At 40.0% G+C, this 22,820-nt stretch carries 14 protein-coding genes and 1 pseudogene; 6 read left to right on the top strand and 9 right to left on the bottom strand.

Features of this window, described 5'->3' with window-relative positions; translation table 11 throughout:
* Positions 1-177 precede the first annotated feature (177 nt).
* The 6 genes from urtE to IQ230_RS01980 all read right to left on the bottom strand — a co-directional run bounded on the left by urtE (position 178) and on the right by IQ230_RS01980 (position 9,386).
* The gene (gene urtE / locus IQ230_RS02005; protein WP_099703923.1) at positions 178-933 is read right to left on the bottom strand and encodes an urea ABC transporter ATP-binding subunit UrtE; all 756 of its coding nucleotides are present in this window, start codon (positions 931-933) and stop codon (positions 178-180) included.
* Between the two features lie 27 nt (positions 934-960).
* A complete protein-coding gene (urtD, locus tag IQ230_RS02000; RefSeq protein WP_193930307.1) occupies positions 961-1,755 on the bottom strand; it encodes an urea ABC transporter ATP-binding protein UrtD in 795 nt (264 codons plus the stop codon).
* Positions 1,756-1,869: 114 nt separating this feature from the next.
* Positions 1,870-3,024, bottom strand: coding sequence for an urea ABC transporter permease subunit UrtC (gene urtC, locus IQ230_RS01995; protein ID WP_322742257.1), 1,155 nt, complete (start codon positions 3,022-3,024; stop codon positions 1,870-1,872).
* A gap of 62 nt (positions 3,025-3,086) precedes the next feature.
* On the bottom strand, positions 3,087-4,244 hold the full coding sequence (urtB, locus tag IQ230_RS01990; protein ID WP_193930305.1) for an urea ABC transporter permease subunit UrtB: 1,158 nt from the start codon (positions 4,242-4,244) through the stop codon (positions 3,087-3,089).
* 65 nt (positions 4,245-4,309) lie between these two features.
* A complete protein-coding gene (urtA, locus tag IQ230_RS01985; protein WP_193930303.1) occupies positions 4,310-5,632 on the bottom strand; it encodes an urea ABC transporter substrate-binding protein in 1,323 nt (440 codons plus the stop codon).
* 307 nt (positions 5,633-5,939) lie between these two features.
* Positions 5,940-9,386: a diguanylate cyclase gene (locus IQ230_RS01980; protein ID WP_193930301.1), complete on the bottom strand. Its 3,447-nt coding sequence runs from the start codon at positions 9,384-9,386 to the stop codon at positions 5,940-5,942.
* Between the two features lie 104 nt (positions 9,387-9,490).
* Between IQ230_RS01980 and IQ230_RS01975 the strand changes: the two genes are divergently transcribed.
* The 3 genes from IQ230_RS01975 (at position 9,491) to ilvB (ending at position 13,544) form a co-directional block, all read left to right on the top strand.
* Entirely contained in the window at positions 9,491-10,057 is a 567-nt protein-coding gene (locus tag IQ230_RS01975) for a hypothetical protein (protein WP_193930299.1), read from the top strand.
* 37 nt (positions 10,058-10,094) lie between these two features.
* On the top strand, positions 10,095-11,351 hold the full coding sequence (locus IQ230_RS01970) for an MFS transporter (RefSeq protein WP_193930297.1): 1,257 nt from the start codon (positions 10,095-10,097) through the stop codon (positions 11,349-11,351).
* A gap of 318 nt (positions 11,352-11,669) precedes the next feature.
* Complete coding sequence (gene ilvB / locus IQ230_RS01965; RefSeq protein WP_322742258.1) at positions 11,670-13,544, top strand: biosynthetic-type acetolactate synthase large subunit; 1,875 nt, start codon at positions 11,670-11,672, stop codon at positions 13,542-13,544.
* Positions 13,545-13,643: 99 nt separating this feature from the next.
* Here the strand turns inward: ilvB and IQ230_RS01960 are convergent, their stop codons facing one another.
* Entirely contained in the window at positions 13,644-14,330 is a 687-nt protein-coding gene (locus tag IQ230_RS01960) for a hypothetical protein (protein ID WP_193930293.1), read from the bottom strand.
* A gap of 163 nt (positions 14,331-14,493) precedes the next feature.
* Here IQ230_RS01960 and dacB point away from each other — a divergent pair, with 163 nt between their 5' ends.
* Both dacB and IQ230_RS01950 read left to right on the top strand, forming a co-directional pair.
* Positions 14,494-15,960 (top strand): D-alanyl-D-alanine carboxypeptidase/D-alanyl-D-alanine endopeptidase, encoded by a 1,467-nt coding sequence (gene dacB, locus IQ230_RS01955; protein WP_193930291.1) that lies wholly within the window; start codon positions 14,494-14,496, stop codon positions 15,958-15,960.
* A gap of 339 nt (positions 15,961-16,299) precedes the next feature.
* Positions 16,300-17,682: a chlorophyll a/b binding light-harvesting protein gene (locus IQ230_RS01950; protein ID WP_193930289.1), complete on the top strand. Its 1,383-nt coding sequence runs from the start codon at positions 16,300-16,302 to the stop codon at positions 17,680-17,682.
* Between the two features lie 143 nt (positions 17,683-17,825).
* Here the strand turns inward: IQ230_RS01950 and IQ230_RS01945 are convergent, their stop codons facing one another.
* Together IQ230_RS01945 and apcD are read right to left on the bottom strand one after the other, a co-directional pair.
* Entirely contained in the window at positions 17,826-18,311 is a 486-nt protein-coding gene (locus IQ230_RS01945) for a globin family protein (protein WP_193930287.1), read from the bottom strand.
* Between the two features lie 92 nt (positions 18,312-18,403).
* Positions 18,404-18,880 carry an allophycocyanin subunit alpha-B gene (gene apcD, locus IQ230_RS01940; protein WP_099703910.1) on the bottom strand — a complete coding sequence of 159 codons (477 nt, stop codon included), beginning with the start codon at positions 18,878-18,880 and terminating at the stop codon, positions 18,404-18,406.
* A gap of 708 nt (positions 18,881-19,588) precedes the next feature.
* Here apcD and IQ230_RS01935 point away from each other — a divergent pair.
* Positions 19,589-22,594 (top strand): annotated as a pseudogene (locus tag IQ230_RS01935) (type ISP restriction/modification enzyme).
* Positions 22,595-22,820 lie beyond the last annotated feature (226 nt).

Below are 22,820 nucleotides of genomic sequence, written 5' to 3'. Positions count from 1 at the left end.
ATCCTGGAAGTTTTATACTTGAGCTACTGGGTGTTACCCTACTTCTAGCTACTTGGATAAAGCCATTCCAGGATTTTTTGTTGAGCGATCGCACCAAGCAAACAAAAAGCTAGAGTTTAATTTATCTAATCAAACTACTTGGATTAGATTTGACTAACTGATGCTAATGAATAAAATTCAGACAGCTAAAAATCTTTGAATCACATCTTGACTTAGTTCGCTCGTACTTCCGGAAGCAACAATACCGCCTTTTTGCATTGCATAGTAGTAATCTGCTTGGCGTACAAAATGAAGATGTTGTTCAACCAATAAAACTGAAATTCCTGTAGTAGCAATAATTCGCCGCACAGCTGCTTCGATCTCTAATATGATTGATGGTTGAATACCTTCAGTGGGTTCATCTAAGACAAGTAATCGTGGTTGTCCCATTAACGCCCGCGCGATCGCAAGTTGTTGTTGTTGTCCGCCACTCAAGTCACCGCCCATGCGCGATAGCATTGTTTTCAATACGGGAAATAATTCAAAAATTTCTGCAGCAATTTCCTTACTATGTTTGCTATTACGTCGTGCTTCGAGTCCGAGGAGTAGATTTTCTTTTACAGTTAAGCGAGGGATAATTTCTCTTCCTTGGGGAACATAACCAATTCCTAATTTGGCACGTTGATCGGGAGTTTTTGAGTTAATCACTGCACCGTCAAAGGCGATCGCACCGCTACGGGGACGAATTAATCCCATAATAGATTTGAGTAGTGTCGTTTTGCCAACACCATTGCGTCCAATGAGACACACCATTTGCCCTGCAGGAACGCTTAAATCGACATTGCGGAGGATATGACTTTCGCCATAGTAAACATTAAGGTCAGAGACTTGCAGCGTTTTGTCTTGACTAACTGCAGTTGCATCTGGGGCGATCGCATCACGGGTGTAACTCATATTTGCTATTTTGTTGAATGCGTTAAATTACAGTTCTGATCCTGAAGCTTCGAGTTCGAGTGAGTGTGCTGTATCTGAGTCATCCATCGGCTGTCCTAAATACACTTCAATAACTTTAGGATCGTTTTGAACTTGATCGATGTTTCCTTCACACAGTACTGAACCTTGATGCAGAACAGTGACTTTTCGTGCAATTTGGCGAACGAATTCCATATCATGTTCAATCACCAAAATCGAATGACTTTCGGCTAAAGCGAGTAATAAATCGCCAATATTTTCAGTTTCTTCATCTGTTAATCCTGCAACAGGTTCATCTACAAGGAGTAAATCGGGTGATTGCGCAACTAACATCCCAATTTCTAAACGCTGTTTTTCGCCATGTGAAAGTAAACCAGCGGGAATATCAGCGCGGGAACTTAAACCAATTGTTTCGAGTAAACCTGCTACTGAGTTACGTTCAGCATTTTTTGGTTTACCAACTAAAGTTGACCAAACATTTTTTTTGCGGTTGCTAGTAAGTTCGAGATTTTCTCTTGGCGTTAAATTGAGATAAACACGCGGAGTTTGAAACTTACGACCAATTCCAAGTCTAGCAATTTGATGTTCGCTGAGCGATCGCAAGTTACGTCCTTTGAATAAAACTCTTCCTTTTGTTGGTTTAGTTTTACCCGTAATCACGTCTAAAAATGTCGTTTTTCCGGCTCCGTTTGGACCGATAAGAACTCGCAGTTCGCCGACATCTAAGTTAAAATTAAGATCGTTTAATGCTTTAAAACCATCAAAGCTTACTGTTACATCTTCAATTTCTAAGATTTTTTGCATAGTATATTTCTGCTGATTATTTTGGTATTTCTTTGTTATTTATATAGATATAGACGAACCACAGCGGCACATAGATAAAGAGAAAAGAGGTTTTGCGGGTATAAACTTTGCTATTTATTCGCTACTTTTTGTTTCTAGTTCTTGTCGTTCTTGTTGGATTTCTGGATCTTCTTCTAAGCTGGGATAGGTGAAAGCTTGTTTGCGACCTCTTAAGCTTTGAATTCCTTGACTTTTTAGCCAACCAACAATTCCATCTGGTAGAACTGTAACAACGATTAAAAAGAGTGCACCTTGGAAAAATAACCAAATTTCAGCAAATTGTTCGCTTAAGAAACTACGAGCATAGTTTACTAATAGTGCACCTAAAATTGCACCAACAAGTGTTCCTCTGCCACCAATTGCTACCCAAATTACCATTTCAATTGAGAAAGCAACATCCATTAATCTAGGCGAAACAGAACCACTTTGAAGAGTGTACATTGCTCCAGCGATACCTGCTAGTGCACCAGAAACGGCGAAAACAAGTACTTTAAATTCTGTGGGATTGTAACCCGAAAACCGTACGCGACTTTCATCATCGCGAATTGCCATGAGTAAGCGTCCAAAGCGTCCGCTTGTTAACCAACGACAAAGGGCATAAGCACCAACGAGTAGGATAATTGTCAGGCTATAAAAAACAAACTGGGTAGATTGAGTGTTAACTGATGCGCCTAATAGTGTTTGGAAATTCGTTAAACCATTAGTTCCGTTAAATAACTTCTGTTGTCCATTGAAAAAGTTAAAAAAGACAATGGTTGCTGCTTGGGTAAGGATAGAAAAATAGACGCCTTTGATGCGATTGCGGAAGACTAAATACCCAAGAACTCCAGCCAGAAGTGCTGGAATAGTTACAACAGCAAAAGTTGCAAAGGGGAAAGAATAAAAAGGTTCCCAGAACCAGGGTAATTCAGTACCGCCATATAAACTCATAAAGTCTGGCAATCCACCATCAGCATCTTCGAGTTTGATATGCATGGAGATCGCATACCCACCTAATGCAAAAAAAATGCCGTGTCCTAAGCTTAATAAGCCAGTGTATCCCCAGATTAAATCAATTCCTAAAGCAACAATTGCTAATGATAAAAATCGCCCCAGTAAGTTAAGACGAAAGTTACTCAATACCACAGGCATCACAATGATTAAAAACAATGCGATCGCGCCTACAATTGCTGCTTCTATCCAAAATGCCTGTCGCTTACCTCTAGCCCCAATGCGCGAAACTGCATCCACTGCTACCTCTCCTTAATTTCCTTATTTCCTCTTCCCCTCACTCCTCACTCCTCGCCCCTTCTTCACGCATCAACAGTACGTCCTTTCTGAGGGAATATACCGCCAGGACGCACTTGTAAAAAGGCAATAATTAAAGCAAAGACCATCACCTTTGCCATACTTGTGGTTGCAAAGAAGGTAAAGAAATCAGCAAGTGGCTGAATGGGGGTAAATAAAATTGCCAGCGTACCTGAACCGACGAGATAGTTCACAGTACCAATTGCCAATGCAGCAACAATTGTACCTACTAACTTACCGACACCACCAACAACAACAACCATAAAGGTATCAACAATGTAGTTTTGCCCAGTATTTGGCCCTACCGAACCGAGATAGCTAATTGCACACCCCGCAACACCAGCTAGACCCGAACCTAAGGCAAAAGTGAGGGCATCGACTTTTTGGGTGGGAATTCCTAAACACGAACTCATGCTGCGATTTTGAGTAACAGCGCGAATACGTAATCCCCAGGGCGATCGCTGTAAAAAGTAGTAAAGTCCAGCAACGCAGACGATTGTTAATGCAATGATGAACAGTCGTGCATAAGGTAATTGGAAGTTACCCAACGGTAAACCGCCACGCAGCCAAGTTGGTGCAGAAACATCGACGTTTTGTGCGCCAAACCAAGGTCTAGTCACTGCTAGCTGATATGTATCGGCTAAAAATCTACCAACGGCGATCGCAATTCCTAACGATAGCGGTAATAATGCAGCGATCGCCCATTTATGAAAAGCGCGGTTTTGACGGTGATTTAAAATCCATAAACCACCAAAAAACAAGACACAAAATACTGCTAAACCAATGACCAAAACCCAATTTACACTACGTACAAACTGCTGCAAAATTAAACTGACGCCCCAAGTAGCAAGCAAGGTTTCTAAAGGACGCCCGTAAAGATAGCGAATCACTCCTCGTTCGAGAATTAATCCCACCCCCGCCGTTACAAAGAATGCGGCAATTAAGGCGAAAAAGATATAAATCTCAAAAAAAGGTTCGCCAAATTGTCTAAAAGCATTCTGCACGACGAACGTAGTGTAGGCACCAAGCATCATCAATTCACCATGCGCCAAATTAATCACGCCCATTAGCCCAAACACAATCGCTAGCCCTAGCGCTGCAATCAACAATACAGCACCAATACTAATGCCATTAAACAAGCCGTCAAATAATCCAATTAGCACGCTTTGCCTCCTAAAACAAACTAGGAACTAAAGACTAAAAGCCTCTAGTCCCTAGCCTCTAGCTTCTAAGCAGCTTTGAATCTGCCACCTTTGTTAGGATCAGACCAATCACAGGCATAACCCTTGGTTTCTTTCACAAATTGATTCCAAGGAATAGGTTCGACAGCTGAATCAGTAGAGTTAACAATTTCAAACATGCCATCATTTCTGACTTGACCAATGCGGACAACTTTAGAAATATGATGGTTTGGTTGCATTGTGACTGTGCCTTCAGGGGCATTTAGTGTTTGCCCGTAAGCAGCTGCACGGACTTTTGCTAAATCTTCTGCTGTTCCTGCTTTTTCGACAGCCTGCTTCCACAAGTAAACTGCAATGTAAGCAGCTTCCATCGGATCGTTAGTGACGCGATCTTGTCCGTACTTTTGTCTAAAAGCTTGGACAAATCTTTGATTTTCTGGAGTTTCTACTGTTTGGAAGTAGTTCCATGCGGCATAATGTCCTTCAAGATAGTCAGCACCAATCGCGCGGACTTCTTCTTCTGCAATACTGACTGACATTGAAGGATAGCGATCTGGAGTCAAGCCTGCACCTTGTAGCTGTTTAAAGAATGCTACATTACTATCGCCATTCAAAGTGTTGTAAATGACACCGCCATTAGGTAACGCTTGTCTAATTTTGGTGATAATTGGCGTAACTTCGGTATTGCCTAATGGTAAGTAATCTTCTCCGAGAACTCTGCCACCTTTTTCGGCAACTTGCGCTTTGATGATTGTATTTGCAGTACGGGGGAAAACGTAGTCAGAACCAACTAGAAAGAAATCGGTGCCTTTATTTTGTAGCAACCAATCTACAGATGGTTCGATTTGTTGATTTGGTGCTGCCCCTGTGTAAAAGATGTTGCGAGAACATTCTTGCCCTTCATATTGCACTGGATACCAGAGCATATGATCTTTTTGCTCAAAAACAGGTAAGACATTTTTACGACTTGCAGAAGTCCAACAACCGAATACAGCGACAACTCGATCTTGGTCAATTAATTTTGTGGCTTTTTCTCTAAAAGTGTCCCAGTTTGAAGCACCATCTTCAACGATCGCTTCAATTCTTTTGCCTAAGACACCGCCAGCATTATTAATTTCTTCAATCGCTAACTGTTCAGCGTCAACAACGCTTTGCTCGCTAATTGCCATTGTGCCACTCAGCGAGTGTAAAATGCCTACTCTGATAGTGTCTCCGCCACCACTAGCGCCAGTAGCCGTCGGTGATGAAGCATTTGTGGCACTGGTAGTAGTCGTTGTTTCATCATTTGCACAAGCTTTCAGCAATAGGCTTGTCCCAAATGTTGCCGAACCATATACAAGAAATTTACGTCTATTAAACTTTTTTATCATTTTGTGACCATTCTCCTGCCACGGACTAGTAAACTGAGGAGTTGCATCTATCTAGAGACAAGTTTGTTATCTTAAGGTGATATCTACTTGTTTTTTGTATAAAAAAATACTATTTATTGGTGCTTAAGCAACCTCAGTATGAGGAGAACATGACAAATGAGCAGCATCACGTCTAAATGAATGATGAGAATTGCTTTCTCACGAGGCGATGTCAGCTTGTCAATGAAGTGATAGTGTTACTAATCTTATTGATTGACAAAAAATGGTTTTGTGAAGCGAGTAAGTAAGTATCTTCTTGCCTGCCCTGTTATAGAATTTCAGCAGTCAGGACGCGATCGCGTCCTGAGGTTTTAGCACAGTACAGTGCTGCATCTGCCGCTTGAATCAAGGTTGTAGAAGTTGAGCCGTGTTGAGGAAAACAAGCAATTCCGAGTGAAAGGGTAACTGTGCCTAATATTTGTTGGCGATGTTGAATGCGTAAATGCTTCACACCCTCACGAATTTGCTCTGCGCGTTGTTGAACAGTCTCTAAAGTAGATTCGGGTAAAATTAGCGTTAACTCTTCACCACCATAACGACAAGCGATGTCCGATTTGCGAATATTGCTTTGCAAAAATAGCCCAATTTCACGTAAAACAGCATCACCGGCTTCGTGACCGAAGGTGTCATTGAAGCGTTTAAAATGATCGACATCGATCATAATGACGCCTAAAGATTGCTGCTTGCGATCGCACCGAAACAGTTCGCGTTCTAACGATTCTTCCATATAACGGCGATTGAATAAATTTGTGAGCGCATCGCGAATGCTGTGATTTTGAAGTTTCTCTCGCAATTTTAAGTTAGCTAATGCCCAACTAATATGCTCTGCAACTGTAGTCGCTAGCTGTTTTTTTCCTTGAGTTAATGCTAATTCTGGAGAACTTAAGTGTAGTAGTCCGAGGGCTTCGCCTTGTGCCATCATTGGTACGCACAGATATGCTGTACTTGAAGCCGCATGCTCAAGATGCTGACAAACTAAACCTGTGTGCGTATCCATGCAGTGTACCCTACCGCGCCGCAGCGCCCAACAATCATCAGATTTAAAGAGTGTCTGGCTGATAGATCTACCCCATGTTGCGACTGCTTCTACCATATTCCTAGAAGCATTAATCAGAAAGATGCCGCCGGAGATCTGTGGAAATAAAGGTTGTATTAAACTTGGTAAAACTTTGTAAGCTTCTTCTACAGTGTGGCAAGCTTGCAAAATCTCGCTCATCTCTCCTAGAAAAGTAATTTCGCGGTTACGCTCTTCTAATTCGCTCACCCAATCAGTTAACTTGACGTTGGCTTGCTGGAGTGCTTGTTCAGTATGCTTGCGTTTAGTAATATCCATTGATACTCCCACTAAACGTATTGCTTGACCATTGTCATAGTAAACTTGACCTTGGCTACCTACCCAACGCAAACTGCCATCAGACCAAAAAATGCGAAACTCGACATTGTAATTTACTCCTCCCTCAACTGCACGAGCAATATCTTGCTCAACAATTGCGCGATCTTCAGGATGGATAATATTGATGAAATCTTGGAAAGTTGCTTGATGAGTACCTGGAGGAAACCCAAAGATGAAGCTTAGTCGTTCGGAAAAAGTCACTTCGTGAGTGAGCATATCCCAGTTCCAAGTCCCCATCTGAGCAGCTTCTAATGTTAAATTAAGACTAGCTTGGCTCGTACGTAATGCTTCTAGCGTCTGCTTGCGATCGCTAATGTCGCTACCAATTCCGAGAAATCCAGTGATGTTGCCATCAACATTGCCTAAAGCTGTGATTGATAAAAGTACAGGAAAGCGACTACCGTCTTTACGGATATAAGTCCATTCTTGCTCGTCGATTTCTCCCCGCCGCGCTTGGGCAACAAAGACGTCAAATCCAGGAGTAATGTCTATTCCCTGAGATGATAACACTTGTGCTCGTTGCACGACTTCTTGAAGATCGTGAAAAATGACTGGTGTTGTTTTGCCAACAACTTCTTCAGCCGAGTAACCTAGTAATTTTTGAGCGGCATGATTAAAAGTACAAATAGTACCATCTATATCAGTAGAAATAACCATATAGCTTGTACTATTCAAAATTGCTGTTTGAAGCGTGTTTGTTTGTTGTAAGGCTTCTTTGACTTGCTTTTCCTCGGTGATGTCAATACCAGTACTGATGATATATTCAACATCTCCATCCGCATCAAGCAGTGTCGTATTTGACCAAGCAATTAAGCGGCGATCGCCATTTTTTGTTAGCCAGTAATTCTCACATTGATGTGACAAACTTGTTTGGAGTTGATGAAAGAGCATTTTGACTTGCACTATATCTTCTGTTGGAATCAATAAATCCCAAAAATTTTTACTTCTAACTTCACTAAAAGAGTAGCCAGTGAGTGTTTCACAAGCTTGATTGAAACGAACGATTCTCCCTTGAGTATCAGTAACAAATACTAAAGCACTACTTGTATTCAGCACGGCTGATGTAAAGTCGCGTTCTTGTTCGAGTACGACTTCAGTTCGCTTTCGTTGTTTAATCTCTCGATATGTTAGATAGTAAACTGCTGAAAATAAACCAAGATTGAGTAAAATACCAGCAGTAAAAGTAGAAACAGCAAAGCGAGCATTTTCTTGAGCTTGTAGCGATCGCTCCTGAAAGATAGCATCTTCTTTTTGTTCAATCTCACGCACCGTTTTGCGGATTTGCTCCATGAGATAGTTACCTCTACCTGCTAATACTAATTGTTTTGCAGTTTCAAAGCCAAACTTTTTTCGTGTATTAATCACATACTGACTGACAGCAATTCTTTGCTGAATAAGTGACTCAAGTTTGTCTAGTTGTTGCTGATACTTTGGGTCAGAACCTATAAAGTATCTCAATTCTTCAAGTTTTTGTCCAATAGAAGAAGTAGCTATATTATATGGTTCTAAATAATTTTCTTTACCAGTAATGACATAACCACGCTGTCCAGTTTCTACATCTTTTATTTGAGAAATCACATTTTCTAGTTTTTCTAATACCTCATGTGAGTTTGTTGCTTGAGTATGAGTACTAATTAGCCTATTAAGATTTCGGTAGGAAAAGAAGCCAACAATCATTAAAATAAGAGAAGCTATGCCAAAACCTGCTGCAACATTTTTGAGAAAATATTTACTTTTTGTTTGTTGAGGTCGAGTAGTAGCACTTGCTAAATTTCCTAAATTACGGCGTAACTCAATCAGTTGCATTGCCTGACTAGCAAGTTTTTGTAATGCTTCTACTTGAGCAAAAGTAAGTTCTCGCGGTACGTAATCCATGACGCACAGCGTACCTAGGCAGTAACCTTCGACTGTAATGAGAGGAATACCTGTATAAAAGCGAATGTAAGGTTCTGAAGTCACAAGTGGATTAGTAGCAAAGCGTTTATCTGCTAACGTATCTGAAACAACCAAAGCTTCGGATTGCTGGATAGTATGAGTACAAAAATCAATCTGAAGCGGAGTTTCTGTTGTTGCAATTCCCACTTTTGATTTGAACCACTGGCGTTGAGCATCGACTAAGCTGATGTAGGCGATGGGTGTCTGACAAATGTATGCAGCTAAGCTAGTAATTTCATCAAAGGCTGCTTCAGGAGTGGTATCTAGAATGTGATACTGGTTAAGTGCTTGCAGCCTTGCAACTTCATTTGGCAATGGAGTATTGATGATATCTACTGATGAACTTTTGGCATTAGCTTCTTGCCCTTGGCTCATAGTTGTGTTCATCTTTGCTCCATTTATGTAATTCCCTCCTCAAATTGTGCTGTCTGCCTACTGAGATCGCTAGAGTATCTTTACGGAATCTTTATCTTATTTACATCTAAAGACTGATGCACATTGTTATTTGTCCAGGCATTCACGCACCCCATCTGACACAAGAATTTGTACAAGGGCTAAACGCAACTGCAAGCGATACCTACAATTTCCTGATTTACCCTAACCACGACTATGCAGTGTTATCACTACACCTTTTACAGTTTTTGCAAGCACAGCTTGGCAATTCCCAGCGGCGATCGCCAGTCGTCTTTATTGCATTTAGTGCCGGAGTAGTCGGTGCAATTTTAGCTGCCAGTGTTTGGCAAAGCTTAGGTGGGCAAGTTTTAGCTTTAATTGCGATCGATGGTTGGGGAGTTCCACTTTTTGGCAACTTTCCTCTACATCGCCTCAGTCATGATTACTTTACACACTGGAGTTCTGCCATGCTGGGAAGTGGTAGTCATAATTTCTATGCTGAACCTGCAGTCGACCATTTAACATTATGGCGATCGCCGCACAACGTCTCTGGCTGCTATACAAAAGACTCGCAAACCTTAGCGCACCTGAGTGCTGCTGAATTTTTGATTATGCTGTTAAAGCAATATGGACAGGTAAAGGAAGCAAGGGAGAAATTGCTATAACTAATCACTAGCCAAAGCACCACTAATCACTAATCTTATGTTTCCTGTTGAAGAACCACCCGATTTTGGTAGAGGCTTCCGCGCCTTACTCAAGAATCGCCCTTTTATATTGATGTGGATTGGGCAGTTATTCTCTCAAATTGCCGATAAAGTTTTCTTTGTTTTGCTGATTGCGCTTTTGGGTGATTATCAAACAACCCCAGGCATGGAAAACTCAATGCGATCAACACTCATGCTTGCTTTTACACTACCTGCTATTTTCTTTGGATCGGCTGGTGGAATTTTTGTCGATCGCTACCGCAAAAAACCTGTCTTGGTTGCAGCAGATATAATTCGTGGCATTCTCACAATCGCTATTCCTTGGTTGCCAAGGGAGTTTTTGATTTTACTGATACTGACATTTGTCATTTCTACAGTGACACAGTTTTTTGCACCAGCAGAGCAAGCTGTCATTCCGCTACTGGTACGGCGAGAAAATTTAATGGCGGCAAATGCTTTATTTGCAACAACAACAATGGGAGCCTTAATTGTGGGGTTTGCTGTCGGAGAACCTTTGTTGAGTTTGGCTCGTAACTGGGGCATTGAATATGGTAGGGAATTGTTAGTTGGTGGCTTGTATTTACTTTCTGGTGTAATTATGCAACTTGTCACCATCAAAGAAAAAAAATCTCAGGACATTAAGGTAGCAACAGTTCATCCGTGGAGTGACTTTAAAGCAGGCTTGCGCTATCTGCAACGCAATCGCTTAATATGGAATGCAATGTTGCAATTAACACTTTTATATTCAGTATTTGCTGCACTGACCGTATTAACAATTGAACTTGCTGCAGAAATTGGTTTAAGAGAAACACAATTTGGTTTTTTATTGGCTGCTTCTGGTGTAGGGATGGCTTTGGGTGCTGGAATTTTAGGACACTGGGGCGATCGCTTTCACCATAAACCTTTGCCTTTGTATGGATTTTTAAGTATGGCATTTGTTCTTGCTGTATTTACTTTTACAAGTAATTTGCCGCTAGGATTGGGATTGAGTGCTTTACTCGGCTTAGGTGCATCATTGATTGGCGTTCCAATGCAAACATTAATTCAACAGCAAACTCCTCCAGAAATGCATGGTAAAGTGTTTGGGTTTCAAAACAATGCAGTCAATATTGCCTTAAGTTTGCCACTAGCAATTACAGGACCTTTGGCAGATGCCTTAGGTTTACGCACTGTGCTTTTGAGTATGAGTCTTTTTGTGATTATTGTTGGGTTTTGGGCTTGGAAAAATACTCGCCGCGTGTTGCGAGATGCTTGATGAGCTTGTTGTGCCTTGAAGGTATTTGCGTGGTGGAATGCTAGAGGAGTTGAGAAGAAAGAAGGATAATAAAATTTTGGTTTGATCAAACCTTGCATGTTCTGTCTATCGATATAAATGTGAGAAGAAATATTTATTTTTATTTAGAAGTATTTTTTCTAATATGTAAACACAAGAATTCTACTGAAGATTAGAATAGAAATTCGAGTTAAAATGCATTTTAAAATACAAAAGCAAACCCGACCAAGTTAGCTATTGCGTGAGGTTTTACCAGTGCGTTCACGAAGCGTTCCCTACGAAGAGTCGCGATCAAACAACATTTCCCTAGAAGCTGAACCTCGGCTCAAGCCGGAAGTATCAGCACCGCCAGTTACAGCACCACAACGGGCAACAGGCGGTTATGCCCTCATTGACAGTCTTAAACGTCATGGTGTCACCCATATTTTTGGTTATCCTGGTGGGGCAATTCTGCCGATTTACGACGAACTGTATCGCGCCGAAGCTGCTGGGGGAATTCAGCATATTTTGGTAAGACACGAACAAGGTGCAGCTCATGCAGCAGATGGCTATGCGCGTGCTACCGGAAAAGTTGGAGTTTGCTTTGGTACTTCAGGTCCAGGGGCGACTAACTTAGTAACAGGAATCGCCACAGCCCATATGGACTCGATTCCGATGGTGATTATTACAGGACAAGTACCGCGTGGAGCTATTGGTACGGATGCATTTCAGGAAACTGATATTTATGGAATCACTTTACCAATAGTTAAGCACTCATATGTTGTGCGCGATCCTAAAGATATGGCGCGAATTGTCGCCGAAGCATTTTATATTGCAGGTAGTGGACGCCCAGGACCTGTTTTGATTGACGTTCCCAAAGATGTCGGGTTAGAAGAGTTTGACTATGTTCCTGTCGAACCAGGAAGTGTCAAGTTACCAGGGTATCGCCCTACAGTGAAAGGGAACCCTCGACAAATCGTGCAAGCAATTGACTTAATTCGTCAGGCACGGCAGCCATTATTGTATGTCGGTGGTGGTGCGATCGCAGCTAATGCACACGCTGAGGTTAAACAACTTGCCGAATTATTCAATATTCCTGTGACAACAACGCTGATGGGAATTGGTGCGTTTGACGAACACCATCCGCTAGCGTTAGGAATGTTGGGGATGCACGGCACAGCATATGCAAATTTTGCAGTAAGCGAGTGCGATTTACTCGTTTGTGTTGGTGCAAGATTTGACGATCGCGTTACAGGGAAGTTAGACGAATTCGCCTCGCACGCTAAGGTCATTCACGTTGACATCGATCCGGCAGAAGTTGGTAAAAATCGCACACCTGATGTCCCAATTGTTGGTGATGTGCGCAATGTTCTGAAGGAATTGTTGCGGCGCATTCAAGCTGCGGGAATTTCTGGCACACCTAATCAAACCCAAGAATGGCTTAATCGGATTAACCGCTGGCGCGAAGACTATCCATTAGTCGTACCTCACCACGATCATAGTATTGCACCTCAAGAAGTCATTTTTGAAGTTGGTCGTCAAGCTCCAGACGCTTACTACACCACAGATGTTGGTCAGCATCAAATGTGGTCTGCACAATTTTTGAAAAATGGTCCGCGTCGCTGGATTTCAAGTGCGGGATTGGGAACTATGGGCTATGGTTTACCTGCTGCTATGGGTGCAAAAGTCGCGTTACCCAATGAGCAAGTGATTTGTATCAGTGGCGATGCAAGTTTCCAGATGAATCTTCAAGAGTTGGGTACGCTTGCACAATATGGTATCAATGTCAAGACTATCATTATTAATAATGGTTGGCAAGGTATGGTGCGCCAGTGGCAACAAGCATTTTATGGCGAACGTTACTCTTCTTCAAATATGGAACCATCGATGCCAGATTTTGAGTTGCTGGCAAAAGCGTATGGGATCAAAGGGATAGTCATTCACAGTCGCGATCAATTACAAGATGCGATCACCGAAATGTTAGCACATGATGGTCCAGTGTTAGTCGATGCTCATGTTACCAGAGATGAGAACTGCTATCCAATGGTTGCTCCTGGAAAAAGCAATGCCCAGATGATTGGCTTACCGGAACGCCCAAAGGAGGACACAGTGGCAGAACTCATCTATTGCAGCGATTGTGGTGCAAAGAACGTCACTACCAACAAATTCTGTCCAGAGTGTGGCACTAAACTGTAAAAATTGCCTAGCAACATAGCAAACAGTGTGCCTGCGCACACTTATGTGTAGCCCCAGACTTCAGTCTGCGGGCTTTAATTATTTATGCCGGACATCTGTTTAACTTGCAATTGGTACATTCTCAAAAGGTTTAGTGTTAGGGATATAAATATCAATTACTTCTATCTGGGTTGGTACTTGTAACCATACATAAGCATCAACCACGGGTTGATTAGCACTTTGCATTGCACCCAAAGACACAACACCTGTTGATTCACCACTAATCGCTTTATAAGTTTCATTTGTTGTTGGATTGCGTGCTGTTGTATTACTCAAGTCAATGTATTCTGACATGGGAATATTGAGTTTTAGCGCACGGATGCGTATTTGCACATTGACAACATTAGCTTGATGAGGACTTCGGTTCACTTGTAATAATTCGACTTGCCCTTGATTGTTTAAAGCAGACTGTACAAACTGACCTGGTGGTAGTGTCCTTGTGGGTAACGGTGCTGTCGTGGAATATGGTACGACAACTGGTGGTGGTGATGGGATATTGCTATCTGTTGTATTAGGTAAGTTAGTAGAAGGAACTGGTGATGGTAGAGTAGTTAATCGCCGGATTGAATCTTCCAAGGATTCTACTTCGCGTTGTAGCGTAAACACTCGGGCGAGTGTCAGGGAACTAAAAATAATTGCCAAAGTAGAAAATGCGATCGCAAATTTTGATAAAAATCTATTTGAACTTCTTGAATACAATTGCGTCTCTGGATAGTATTTTTTGTAATTTCGTCGTAGTATTCCCATAATTGCTACAAATTACAGCTACTGAAATACACAAAATTTTACTACTTTGCGATCGCAGCAGTTTTCGCGTCAAACTTCACTGTAATTTATTCATGTAGAAATCGCAGAAATTGCTGCAGGTTCGTGGCATACTCACAAAATAATATTTGTCCAACTATCAGTAATGGCTCGCGTGAAGCTTAAGTATATTAGCTTATTACTCCTATTTTTTGCTCAATTCGGTATCAGATCTGCAATTGCCCAAACACAAAGTGCAGTTAAACAGCAATCTCCCCAACAGCTTTGCCCTGCACAAGTTGGGACAGCGATTGAGAATATCACTAATCGTCCTCAATTTAGTCGGTTGCGCTGGGGCATTTCCATTCAAACATTGTCTTCTGCACAAAACCTCTATAGCCGAGATGCGCAAAAGTTTTTCATTCCAGCTTCCAATGCCAAATTATTTACAACTGCAGCCGCTTTGCAGCGATTGGGTTCGCAATTTCAAATTCGTACCTCAGTTTATGGCAGTAGTGACAATTTACGGATAGTCGGGCGCGGAGATCCTAGTTTTACCAACACTCAGCTACAAGAATTAGTTCAACAGTTAAGTCGGCGTGGTATTCGTCAAGTTAACCAACTCATTGCAGAAGATAGTTACTTTCAGGGTGCGGTGGTAAATCCTACTTGGGAATGGGAAGATATCCAAGCAGATTATGGTGCGCCAGTTGGTAACTTTATTTTGAATCAAAATGCGGTAGAGCTAAAATTATTGCCGCAACAGATCGGTCAACCCTTAAGAATACAATGGACTGATCCTATCGAAGCGGTGTGGTGGCGAGTTGAAAATGAGACTGTCACAGTTCCTGCACAGGAAACGTCAACAACAAGTGTCAGCCGCGACTTAAAAGGTACAGTACTTCAGATCAAAGGAAACTTGAGTGTCGATGCTGAACCGCAATCAGTCAGTTTAGCAGTTGTTGAACCGACACAACATTTTTTACGGCGTTTTCGTCTTGCGTTAGCAAATGCAGGGATTACAACTCAGCAATTAGTTATCACTCGTTCGAGTCAGGAAAATGTGCAGGAACTAGCTGCAATCACATCACCACCGATAGCCCAACTTTTGATTGAGACAAATCAGAATAGTAATAATCTGTATGCTGAGGCATTATTGAGAGCGATTGCGCTTTCAAGAGTACCAGAGGCGATCGCAACAAGTAGTGACTTTACAGGTCATAATGGTTTAGAGATTGTTAGCAATACCTTAACAACATTAGGTGTCGATCCAAATAGTTATGTATTAGCAGATGGATCAGGATTGTCGCGTCATAATCTGGCAAGTCCAGAAGCTTTAGTGCAAACTTTAAGAGTTATGGCGAGTTCCACTGTCTACCGTGATTCTTTACCAGTTGCAGGAATCAGTGGTACTTTGAAAAGTCGCTTTCAGAACACCCCCGCGCAAGGCATTGTCCAAGCAAAAACTGGCTCAATGAGCGGTATTGTTACTTTATCAGGATATCTCAATGCGACTAGTTATGAGCCATTGATTTTCAGTATTCTTGTGAATCAATCGAATTTACCAGCAGCAGAAATTCGCCAAACAATTGATGAGATTGTGATACTGTTGACTCGATTGCGGCGGTGTTGAATGGCGATTAGTTGTTAGCGTTTAGCTTTTAGCCAATTGTTTAGATTACAAAAAATTGCACAACATTAAAAAATACTGCAATTAATTGCGATATTTCTAATAGCTCATAATAATGACACTAAGTAGATGGACATGATTAAAAGTTACACTTTTTAGGTTAGGTAATTGGTAATAGGGAATAGATATTAGTACCAATTACCATTGACCAGTTACCAACCTTTAAGTTACGGTCATTTTCACCTATTTAGTTAAGGTTTGTAACAGTTTTGTCAGGTGGGATTTCCTCGGAACGCTCTTGTAATTGACTAGGAAACCTTTGAAACTGAGGCTTTAAATAAGATGCAAACATCCAGCAAAAACAAGGTTAAGTATCCTTGGTGGGCTGGAAATGCCCGATTCATTAACTTGTCAGGAACATTTCTTGTTGCACATATTGCACACGCTGCGATCGCGTGTTTTGGTGTTGGTGCGTTGATTTTATGGGAGATTGCGCGATATTCTCCAACACAACCAATGTATGAGCAAAGGTTATTTTTTCTACCTCGCTTAGCAACTCAAGGTTGGGGTGTATTAAATAATCAAGCGATTGACACCCAACCTTATTTTAGGATTGCTGTCGTATTAATTATCTCATCGCTCGTTTTTGGATTTGGTACTTGGTTTCACCGAACTAGAGTCGCCCCAAGCTTAGAAGATGAGAAACCAATAGCGCGTCGCTATCATTTTAACTGGGATGACCCGCAGAAATTGGGGTTTATTTTAGGTAATCACCTCATTTTCTTGGGAATAGGTGCGTTACTTGTCGCCGCTAAAGCAATATTTTTTGGCGGTTTGTACGATGCTAATGTTGGTGCAGTGCGAGTTGTTACAAATCCGACTCTCAATCCCTTGGTGATTGGCGATCGCATCCTGCATTTATTCACAGTCAATAACTTAGAAGATGTTGTCGGCGGTCATATTTATGCTGCTGCACTTCTCATTTTAGGCGGAATTTGGCATATTTCTCAAGAGCCTTTTGATTGGGTAAAACGGCGCTTTATCTTTTCTGGGAATGCAATTTTAGGGTATTCGCTATTTGGGTTAGCGATCGCGGGATTTGCTGGGGCGTTTTACTGTGGATTTAACACATTGGTGTATCCAGAAGAGTTTTACGGAGTGCGATCGCAGTTCAAGTTATTTCTCTTACCGCACTTTTATACTCCTGGCGATCCCGAACCGACATCACGAATTTGGTTAGCTAACGCCTATTTTTACCTTGCGTTTGTTGTCCTTCAAGGTTCTCTCTGGCATTTTGGGCTAGCTTCAAGCTACTTTGAACCAGTCTTAGAATCTTGGAAAAATGCTTTCTCAGAAATTTTACCCAATCCCAACTTGGCGTATCAAAAACATTTTAGTTACCAACCGCAGTCAAATTTAAACACATTCTACGAAACTCCCATAATTGAGCAAAAACCAGCTTTTGCTTATCAGCAACCTGCAAATGACAATCTTTATAATCCTTCACAAGCGAATGGTAAGCTGAGTCGGATTAACTCACAACAAAATCAAAAAGTTCTTTACGAATTTAACTATCCCAAAAATCACGCAAATCCATTTTATGAAACTCCAACTGAGGAACAATCAAATTTAAAATACCCACAGTCGATGCCACGTAAACTCTACGAAACAACTTATCAAACTCGTAAGAGTTCACAACGGGAAACCTTCAGGTATGGCAAATAGATAAAAAATAGGGAGATGGATGAAAATCCATCTCCCGTTAGGATTGCCTAGTGTATATATTCTGTTCAATCAACCTAAAATCTTATATTTGCCCCCTACCCCCAACTCTGAGGGATTTAGGGGGCATGGAAGAAACAAACGTTTTAACTTAAACCATTACAAATATGGTCAAAATACATCCCAATTTCTCCACCCGCTTCAGCACCAACCAAGCGAGTTGTCACTTCCTTCATTGCTTGAATTGCCTGTACAGTTGGTTGGATAGGAACACCTAACGAATTGTAAGTTTCCTTCAGTCCATCAAGCACTCTCTCATCCAAAATTGAAGGATCAGCAGCTAGCATCGCATAAGTAGCATAACGCAGAAATAGAGTTAAATCGCGGATACAAGCAGCGTAACGCCGAGTAGGATACATATTCCCACCAGGGCAGGTAATATCACCGTACAGCAACGAATTTGCTACAGATTCGCGGATAATGTTAGCAGCATTGTTACTAATTGCAGATGCAGCTTTGACACGTGTTTCACCTGATTGGAAATATCTTCTGAGTTTTTCCAATTCCTCAGTTTCCAGATATTTACCGCGTTGATCTGCAGGATTGATAAGCGAAGTAATCGTATCTTGCATTGTCTTCTCAAACTAAATTAGTAAAAGATTGCAGAAATGAGTTTCAAAAAATGAATGGCGTAAAAAAATGCTCCTAGAAATTAGGAGTAGAGTTAATACATTGCGCGAATCAGATAATCAAAATAAGGCTTGGCGATCGCCGCCTCTTCGCTACTCATCATGTTACTTGCAACTTCTTTGAGGCAACGCATACAATTGCCAATATTACCGACAGGAACACCTAAAGAAGTATACATTTCTCGCATTCCATCTACGCCAATATCTTCGAGGGGTTTCATATTTCCCGCTAAGACAGCGTAGCTAATTAATCGTAAATACCAGCTTTGATCTCTTTGACATAGTGCTGTCTTTTTAGGATCGCCGCTATTACTTGGTGTATTCGGAACTACTTGCCAAAAGCGGCGGCTACCTTCTTCCACAATTTTTTGTTCATTTTGTGTCAAGATTTGAGCAACTTTTAGCCGTTGTTCTCCTGTTCTGAAAAAGTCTTGTAGCTTGTCTAGCTCAGTGTTGCTTAAAAACCGATTAGCATCATCAGATTGAGCTATTACTTGTGCTACTATGCTCATTTGTTGTCCTCCATCTAATTGAGAACTTTAATTATCTTTTTTGTACCTGTTATTTCTAGAAAAGTCAGCAAAAATTCTCACAAGTTAATAAAGCATTTTATAACTTAATAAATAAGCTTTTCTTGGGTTTAATATAGAGTTTAATCTATCGATATTGTAATGTTTTTTAGAAAACCAAATTGGCATAGCCTTCCCGTAGGGTAGACACAAAGTACGCAAAGAAAAGACATAGAAAGAGATTTTCACAAACAATTTAGGATTGCTATATTTGCTGAAATAAGAATTTCTGACTCGTTACTAAATTATAATTCTACTGAATTAAATGTGGGATAGCCGTCTCGGCTGTCTATACCAACTAATACGGAAAAATCAATGTAAAAAAAATAACTTTAGATCCCACCGTATTTTTTTTATTTATTGCCAATATCAGAAAATTTACTATTAAGGTTTTATGAAGTTCTCTGTAAGCTAGTCAAAGCTACTTAAGTATGACTACGGATATTTATTATTTACCCATTTCATAAAAAAATATAAACGTATCTTTACGGATTTAGCAAGCTTATAACATTAAATTCTCTTCTCATATCCTATTTAAAAAAGAAGTAAACGCAATCTTTTGTTTTTGTAATTAATAACGTATTTCTTCTGAAGAAGCTTTACTTTCATCAGGTTAGTTTTGACATAACTATAAATTATAATTTCTAAGTTATGTCATTGTTGTTAATCAATAAATATCATGCAGAAGTTGATAGGTTTATTCAGTATGGCGGTTCGCGTAAAGAAACATCTATTAGAACAGCTTTTCAAAACTTACTAAATGAGTATTGTAAACCGAGAGAATTTTTATTAGTTCCTGAACTTGATTATAAAACGAAGAATGGTAAGGTAGTTTATCCTGATGGTACTGTTAAAGATGCTTTGCGTCTAGATTGGGGATATTGGGAAAGTAAAGATCAATACGACAATTTAAATACAGAAATTGATAAAAAACTCAGTAAAGGTTATCCCGATAGTAATATTCTGTTTGAAGATTCCCAGACAGCAGTTTTAATTCAGAGTGGTAGTGAAGCAATGCGCGTTTCCATGAGAGATGCGGAAGCGTTAGATAGTGCAATTACAACATTTGTTAATTACGTTCGCCCTGAAGTTAAAGATTTTCGCGCTGCTATTGAGATATTCAAGCAAGATTTGCCGACGATTCTTGTCACTCTAAGAGATATGATTGATCGGCAACAAGAAACGAATGCGGAGTTTTGTAAGTGTAGAGATAATTTTTGGAAGATATGTCAAGAATCTATTAATCCTGAGATTACATTATTGGATGTGCGAGAAATGATGATTCAGCACATTCTCACAGAAGATATTTTTATCAATATATTTAATGAATCGCAGTTTCATAGAGAAAATAATGTTGCTTGTGAGTTACAGCGTGTCATCGATACCTTTTTTACAGGAAGTAATCGTCGAAATATTTTAGGTACGATTGAACGTTATTACGGAGTCATTAGACGAACTGCTGCTAATATTTACAATCACCACGAAAAGCAAAAGTTTCTCAAAGCAGTTTATGAGAATTTTTATAAAGCGTATAATCCTAAAGCAGCGGATAGATTAGGAATTGTCTATACTCCAAATGAAATTGTGCGGTTCATGATTGAGAGTGTCGATTATCTAACGCATAAACATTTTGGCAAGTTGTTATCGGATAAAAATGTAGAAATTTTAGCTCCTGCAACTGGTACAGGTACTTTTGTTACTGAATTAATTGAGTATTTACCTAAAAGTACATTGCCCTATAAATACAAAAATGAAATTCATTGCAATGAAGTTGCAATTTTACCTTATTATATTGCCAACTTGAATATTGAGTACACCTATAAGCAAAAAATGGGTGAATATCAAGAGTTTAATAACATCTGTTTTGTTGCTACGCTTGAGCATACATCTTTTGCAGGTAAGCAAGGTGATTTGTTTGCCTTGAGTATAGAAAATACTGAAAGAATTAAACGCCAAAATGACCGTACGATTTCTGTGATTATTGGCAATCCTCCTTACAATGCCAAGCAAGAAAATTTTAATCAAAATAATGCCAATCGTACTTATGAAGCGATCGATAAACGGATTAAAGATACTTACGTTAAGTACGGAAAAGCTCAAAATCAAATTTCTGTTTATGATATGTATACTCGCTTTTATCGATGGGCCAGTGATAGAGTAGATGAAGGAATTATTTGCTTTATTACCAACTCTTCATTTTTAGATGCTCTTGCATTTGATGGATTTAGAAAATGCATTCAAGATGAGTTTTCTTTTGCTTATTTTATTGATTTAGGAGGCAATGTCAGGGCAATCTCTGGAAAAGATGGAGTTTTTATTTCAGAGAAACATACTATTTTTGGTACAAGTGCTATGACAGGAATAACTATAGTTTTTTTGTTTAATCAAAAAAATACTATAGGCTCGAAAATATTTTATAGTAACCCTTTTCACATCCATGAAACGAGGGGTAATAAGATTAGCTGCTTAGTCGAGAGAAAGTTTCAGGAATTTAATTTTGAACACATTATCCCAGATAAGAAACATAATTGGATTAATCAAGCTGATAATGACTTTGATAATCTTTTGCCATTAATTGATAAAGATGTAAAAGCTGGGCATTCAGAACAAGCAGTATTCAAATTATTTACCTCTGGAATAAAAACTCAACGTGATGAATGGGTTTATGATTTATCAGAGCAGAATCTTATTGAAAAGATGAAGTATTGCGTAGATGTATATAAAGATGAATTGGCTGGTATACAACAAAGAAAATGAGATATTAAGTGGGATAGAGAACTTACTAAATATCTTAACCAACGTGTAGAAAAAGAGTTTGAGTATAAAAATATAAAGCAAAGTCTCTATAGACCTTTTACAAAAATGAGTCTTTACTTTGATAAGCATTTTAACGGTATGACTTATCAATGGTTTAATCTCTATAAAGATGGTGAGCAAAATAAATACATTATTATACCTGGAATGGCTTCACCTAAAGATTTTCATAGTATGGCTTCCAGCAATGTAGTTGTTTTGAATTGTTTGCCAGCAGGTTGTCAATGTCTCCCACTCTACCGCTACGACAAAGAGGGAAACCGTATCGAAAATATCACTGACTGGGGATTAGTAGAATTCCAAAATCATTACAGCGACACTACAATTACAAAAGAAGATATCTTTCACTACACCTACGCTGTTTTACACAATCCGGCTTATCGGACAAAATATGAACTGAATCTAAAACGCGAATTTCCACGTTTGCCCTTTTATGACGACTTCCATCAGTGGGTTAACTGGGGTAAACAGTTGATGGATTTACACATCAATTATGAAACTGTAGCGCCTTACTCGTTAAACCGAATTGATCTACCTTTAGAGGATAAGACACCTAAGCCAAAACTCAAAGCTGGTAAAGATACAGGAATTATTACCCTTGACGAAGTAACAACGCTTGCAGGTATTCCGAAAACGGCTTGGGAATATCGACTCGGCAACCGTTCTGCTTTAGAATGGATTTTGGATCAATACAAAGAGAAGAAACCGAAAGATCCCACTATTGCAGCGAAATTTAATACTTATCGCTTTGCTGATTATAAAGAACACGTTATCGCTCTTTTACAACGAGTATGTACCGTTAGCGTAGCAACAATGGAAATAGTTCAACAAATGGATAGTTAGTGTTTATGTTAAAGCATCGGGCAGGCTATGTGGGATGGGCATCCTGCCTGTCCATCTTTTTCAGTTACAACTAAGATATGCAGAAATAGTTAATGCTTATATGGCGATCTTATTTAATTTGTAAGATTTTTGGGAAACGAACCGCAGAGACGCAGAGGACACAGAGAGAAGAGATCGAGAGAGATTCTCACAAATAATTTAGGATTGCTATATAAGTAATGAATCA

Origin of the sequence: Gloeocapsopsis crepidinum LEGE 06123 (assembly GCF_015207655.1) — a bacterium.
Lineage (GTDB): Bacteria > Cyanobacteriota > Cyanobacteriia > Cyanobacteriales > Chroococcidiopsidaceae > Gloeocapsopsis > Gloeocapsopsis crepidinum.
This window is presented reverse-complemented; position numbering and strand designations above follow the sequence as displayed.

Bases quoted from the DNA above. Each gene is read 5' to 3' on its own strand.
- urtE (WP_099703923.1), bottom strand. From the start codon at position 933: ATGAGTTACACCCGTGATGCGATCGCCCCAGATGCAACTGCAGTTAGT.
- urtD (WP_193930307.1), bottom strand. From the start codon at position 1,755: ATGCAAAAAATCTTAGAAATTGAAGATGTAACAGTAAGCTTTGATGGT.
- urtA (WP_193930303.1), bottom strand. From the start codon at position 5,632: ATGATAAAAAAGTTTAATAGACGTAAATTTCTTGTATATGGTTCGGCA.
- IQ230_RS01980 (WP_193930301.1), bottom strand. From the start codon at position 9,386: ATGAACACAACTATGAGCCAAGGGCAAGAAGCTAATGCCAAAAGTTCA.
- IQ230_RS01975 (WP_193930299.1), top strand. From the start codon at position 9,491: ATGCACATTGTTATTTGTCCAGGCATTCACGCACCCCATCTGACACAA.
- IQ230_RS01970 (WP_193930297.1), top strand. From the start codon at position 10,095: ATGTTTCCTGTTGAAGAACCACCCGATTTTGGTAGAGGCTTCCGCGCC.
- IQ230_RS01960 (WP_193930293.1), bottom strand. From the start codon at position 14,330: ATGGGAATACTACGACGAAATTACAAAAAATACTATCCAGAGACGCAA.
- dacB (WP_193930291.1), top strand. From the start codon at position 14,494: ATGGCTCGCGTGAAGCTTAAGTATATTAGCTTATTACTCCTATTTTTT.
- IQ230_RS01950 (WP_193930289.1), top strand. From the start codon at position 16,300: ATGCAAACATCCAGCAAAAACAAGGTTAAGTATCCTTGGTGGGCTGGA.
- IQ230_RS01945 (WP_193930287.1), bottom strand. From the start codon at position 18,311: ATGCAAGATACGATTACTTCGCTTATCAATCCTGCAGATCAACGCGGT.
- apcD (WP_099703910.1), bottom strand. From the start codon at position 18,880: ATGAGCATAGTAGCACAAGTAATAGCTCAATCTGATGATGCTAATCGG.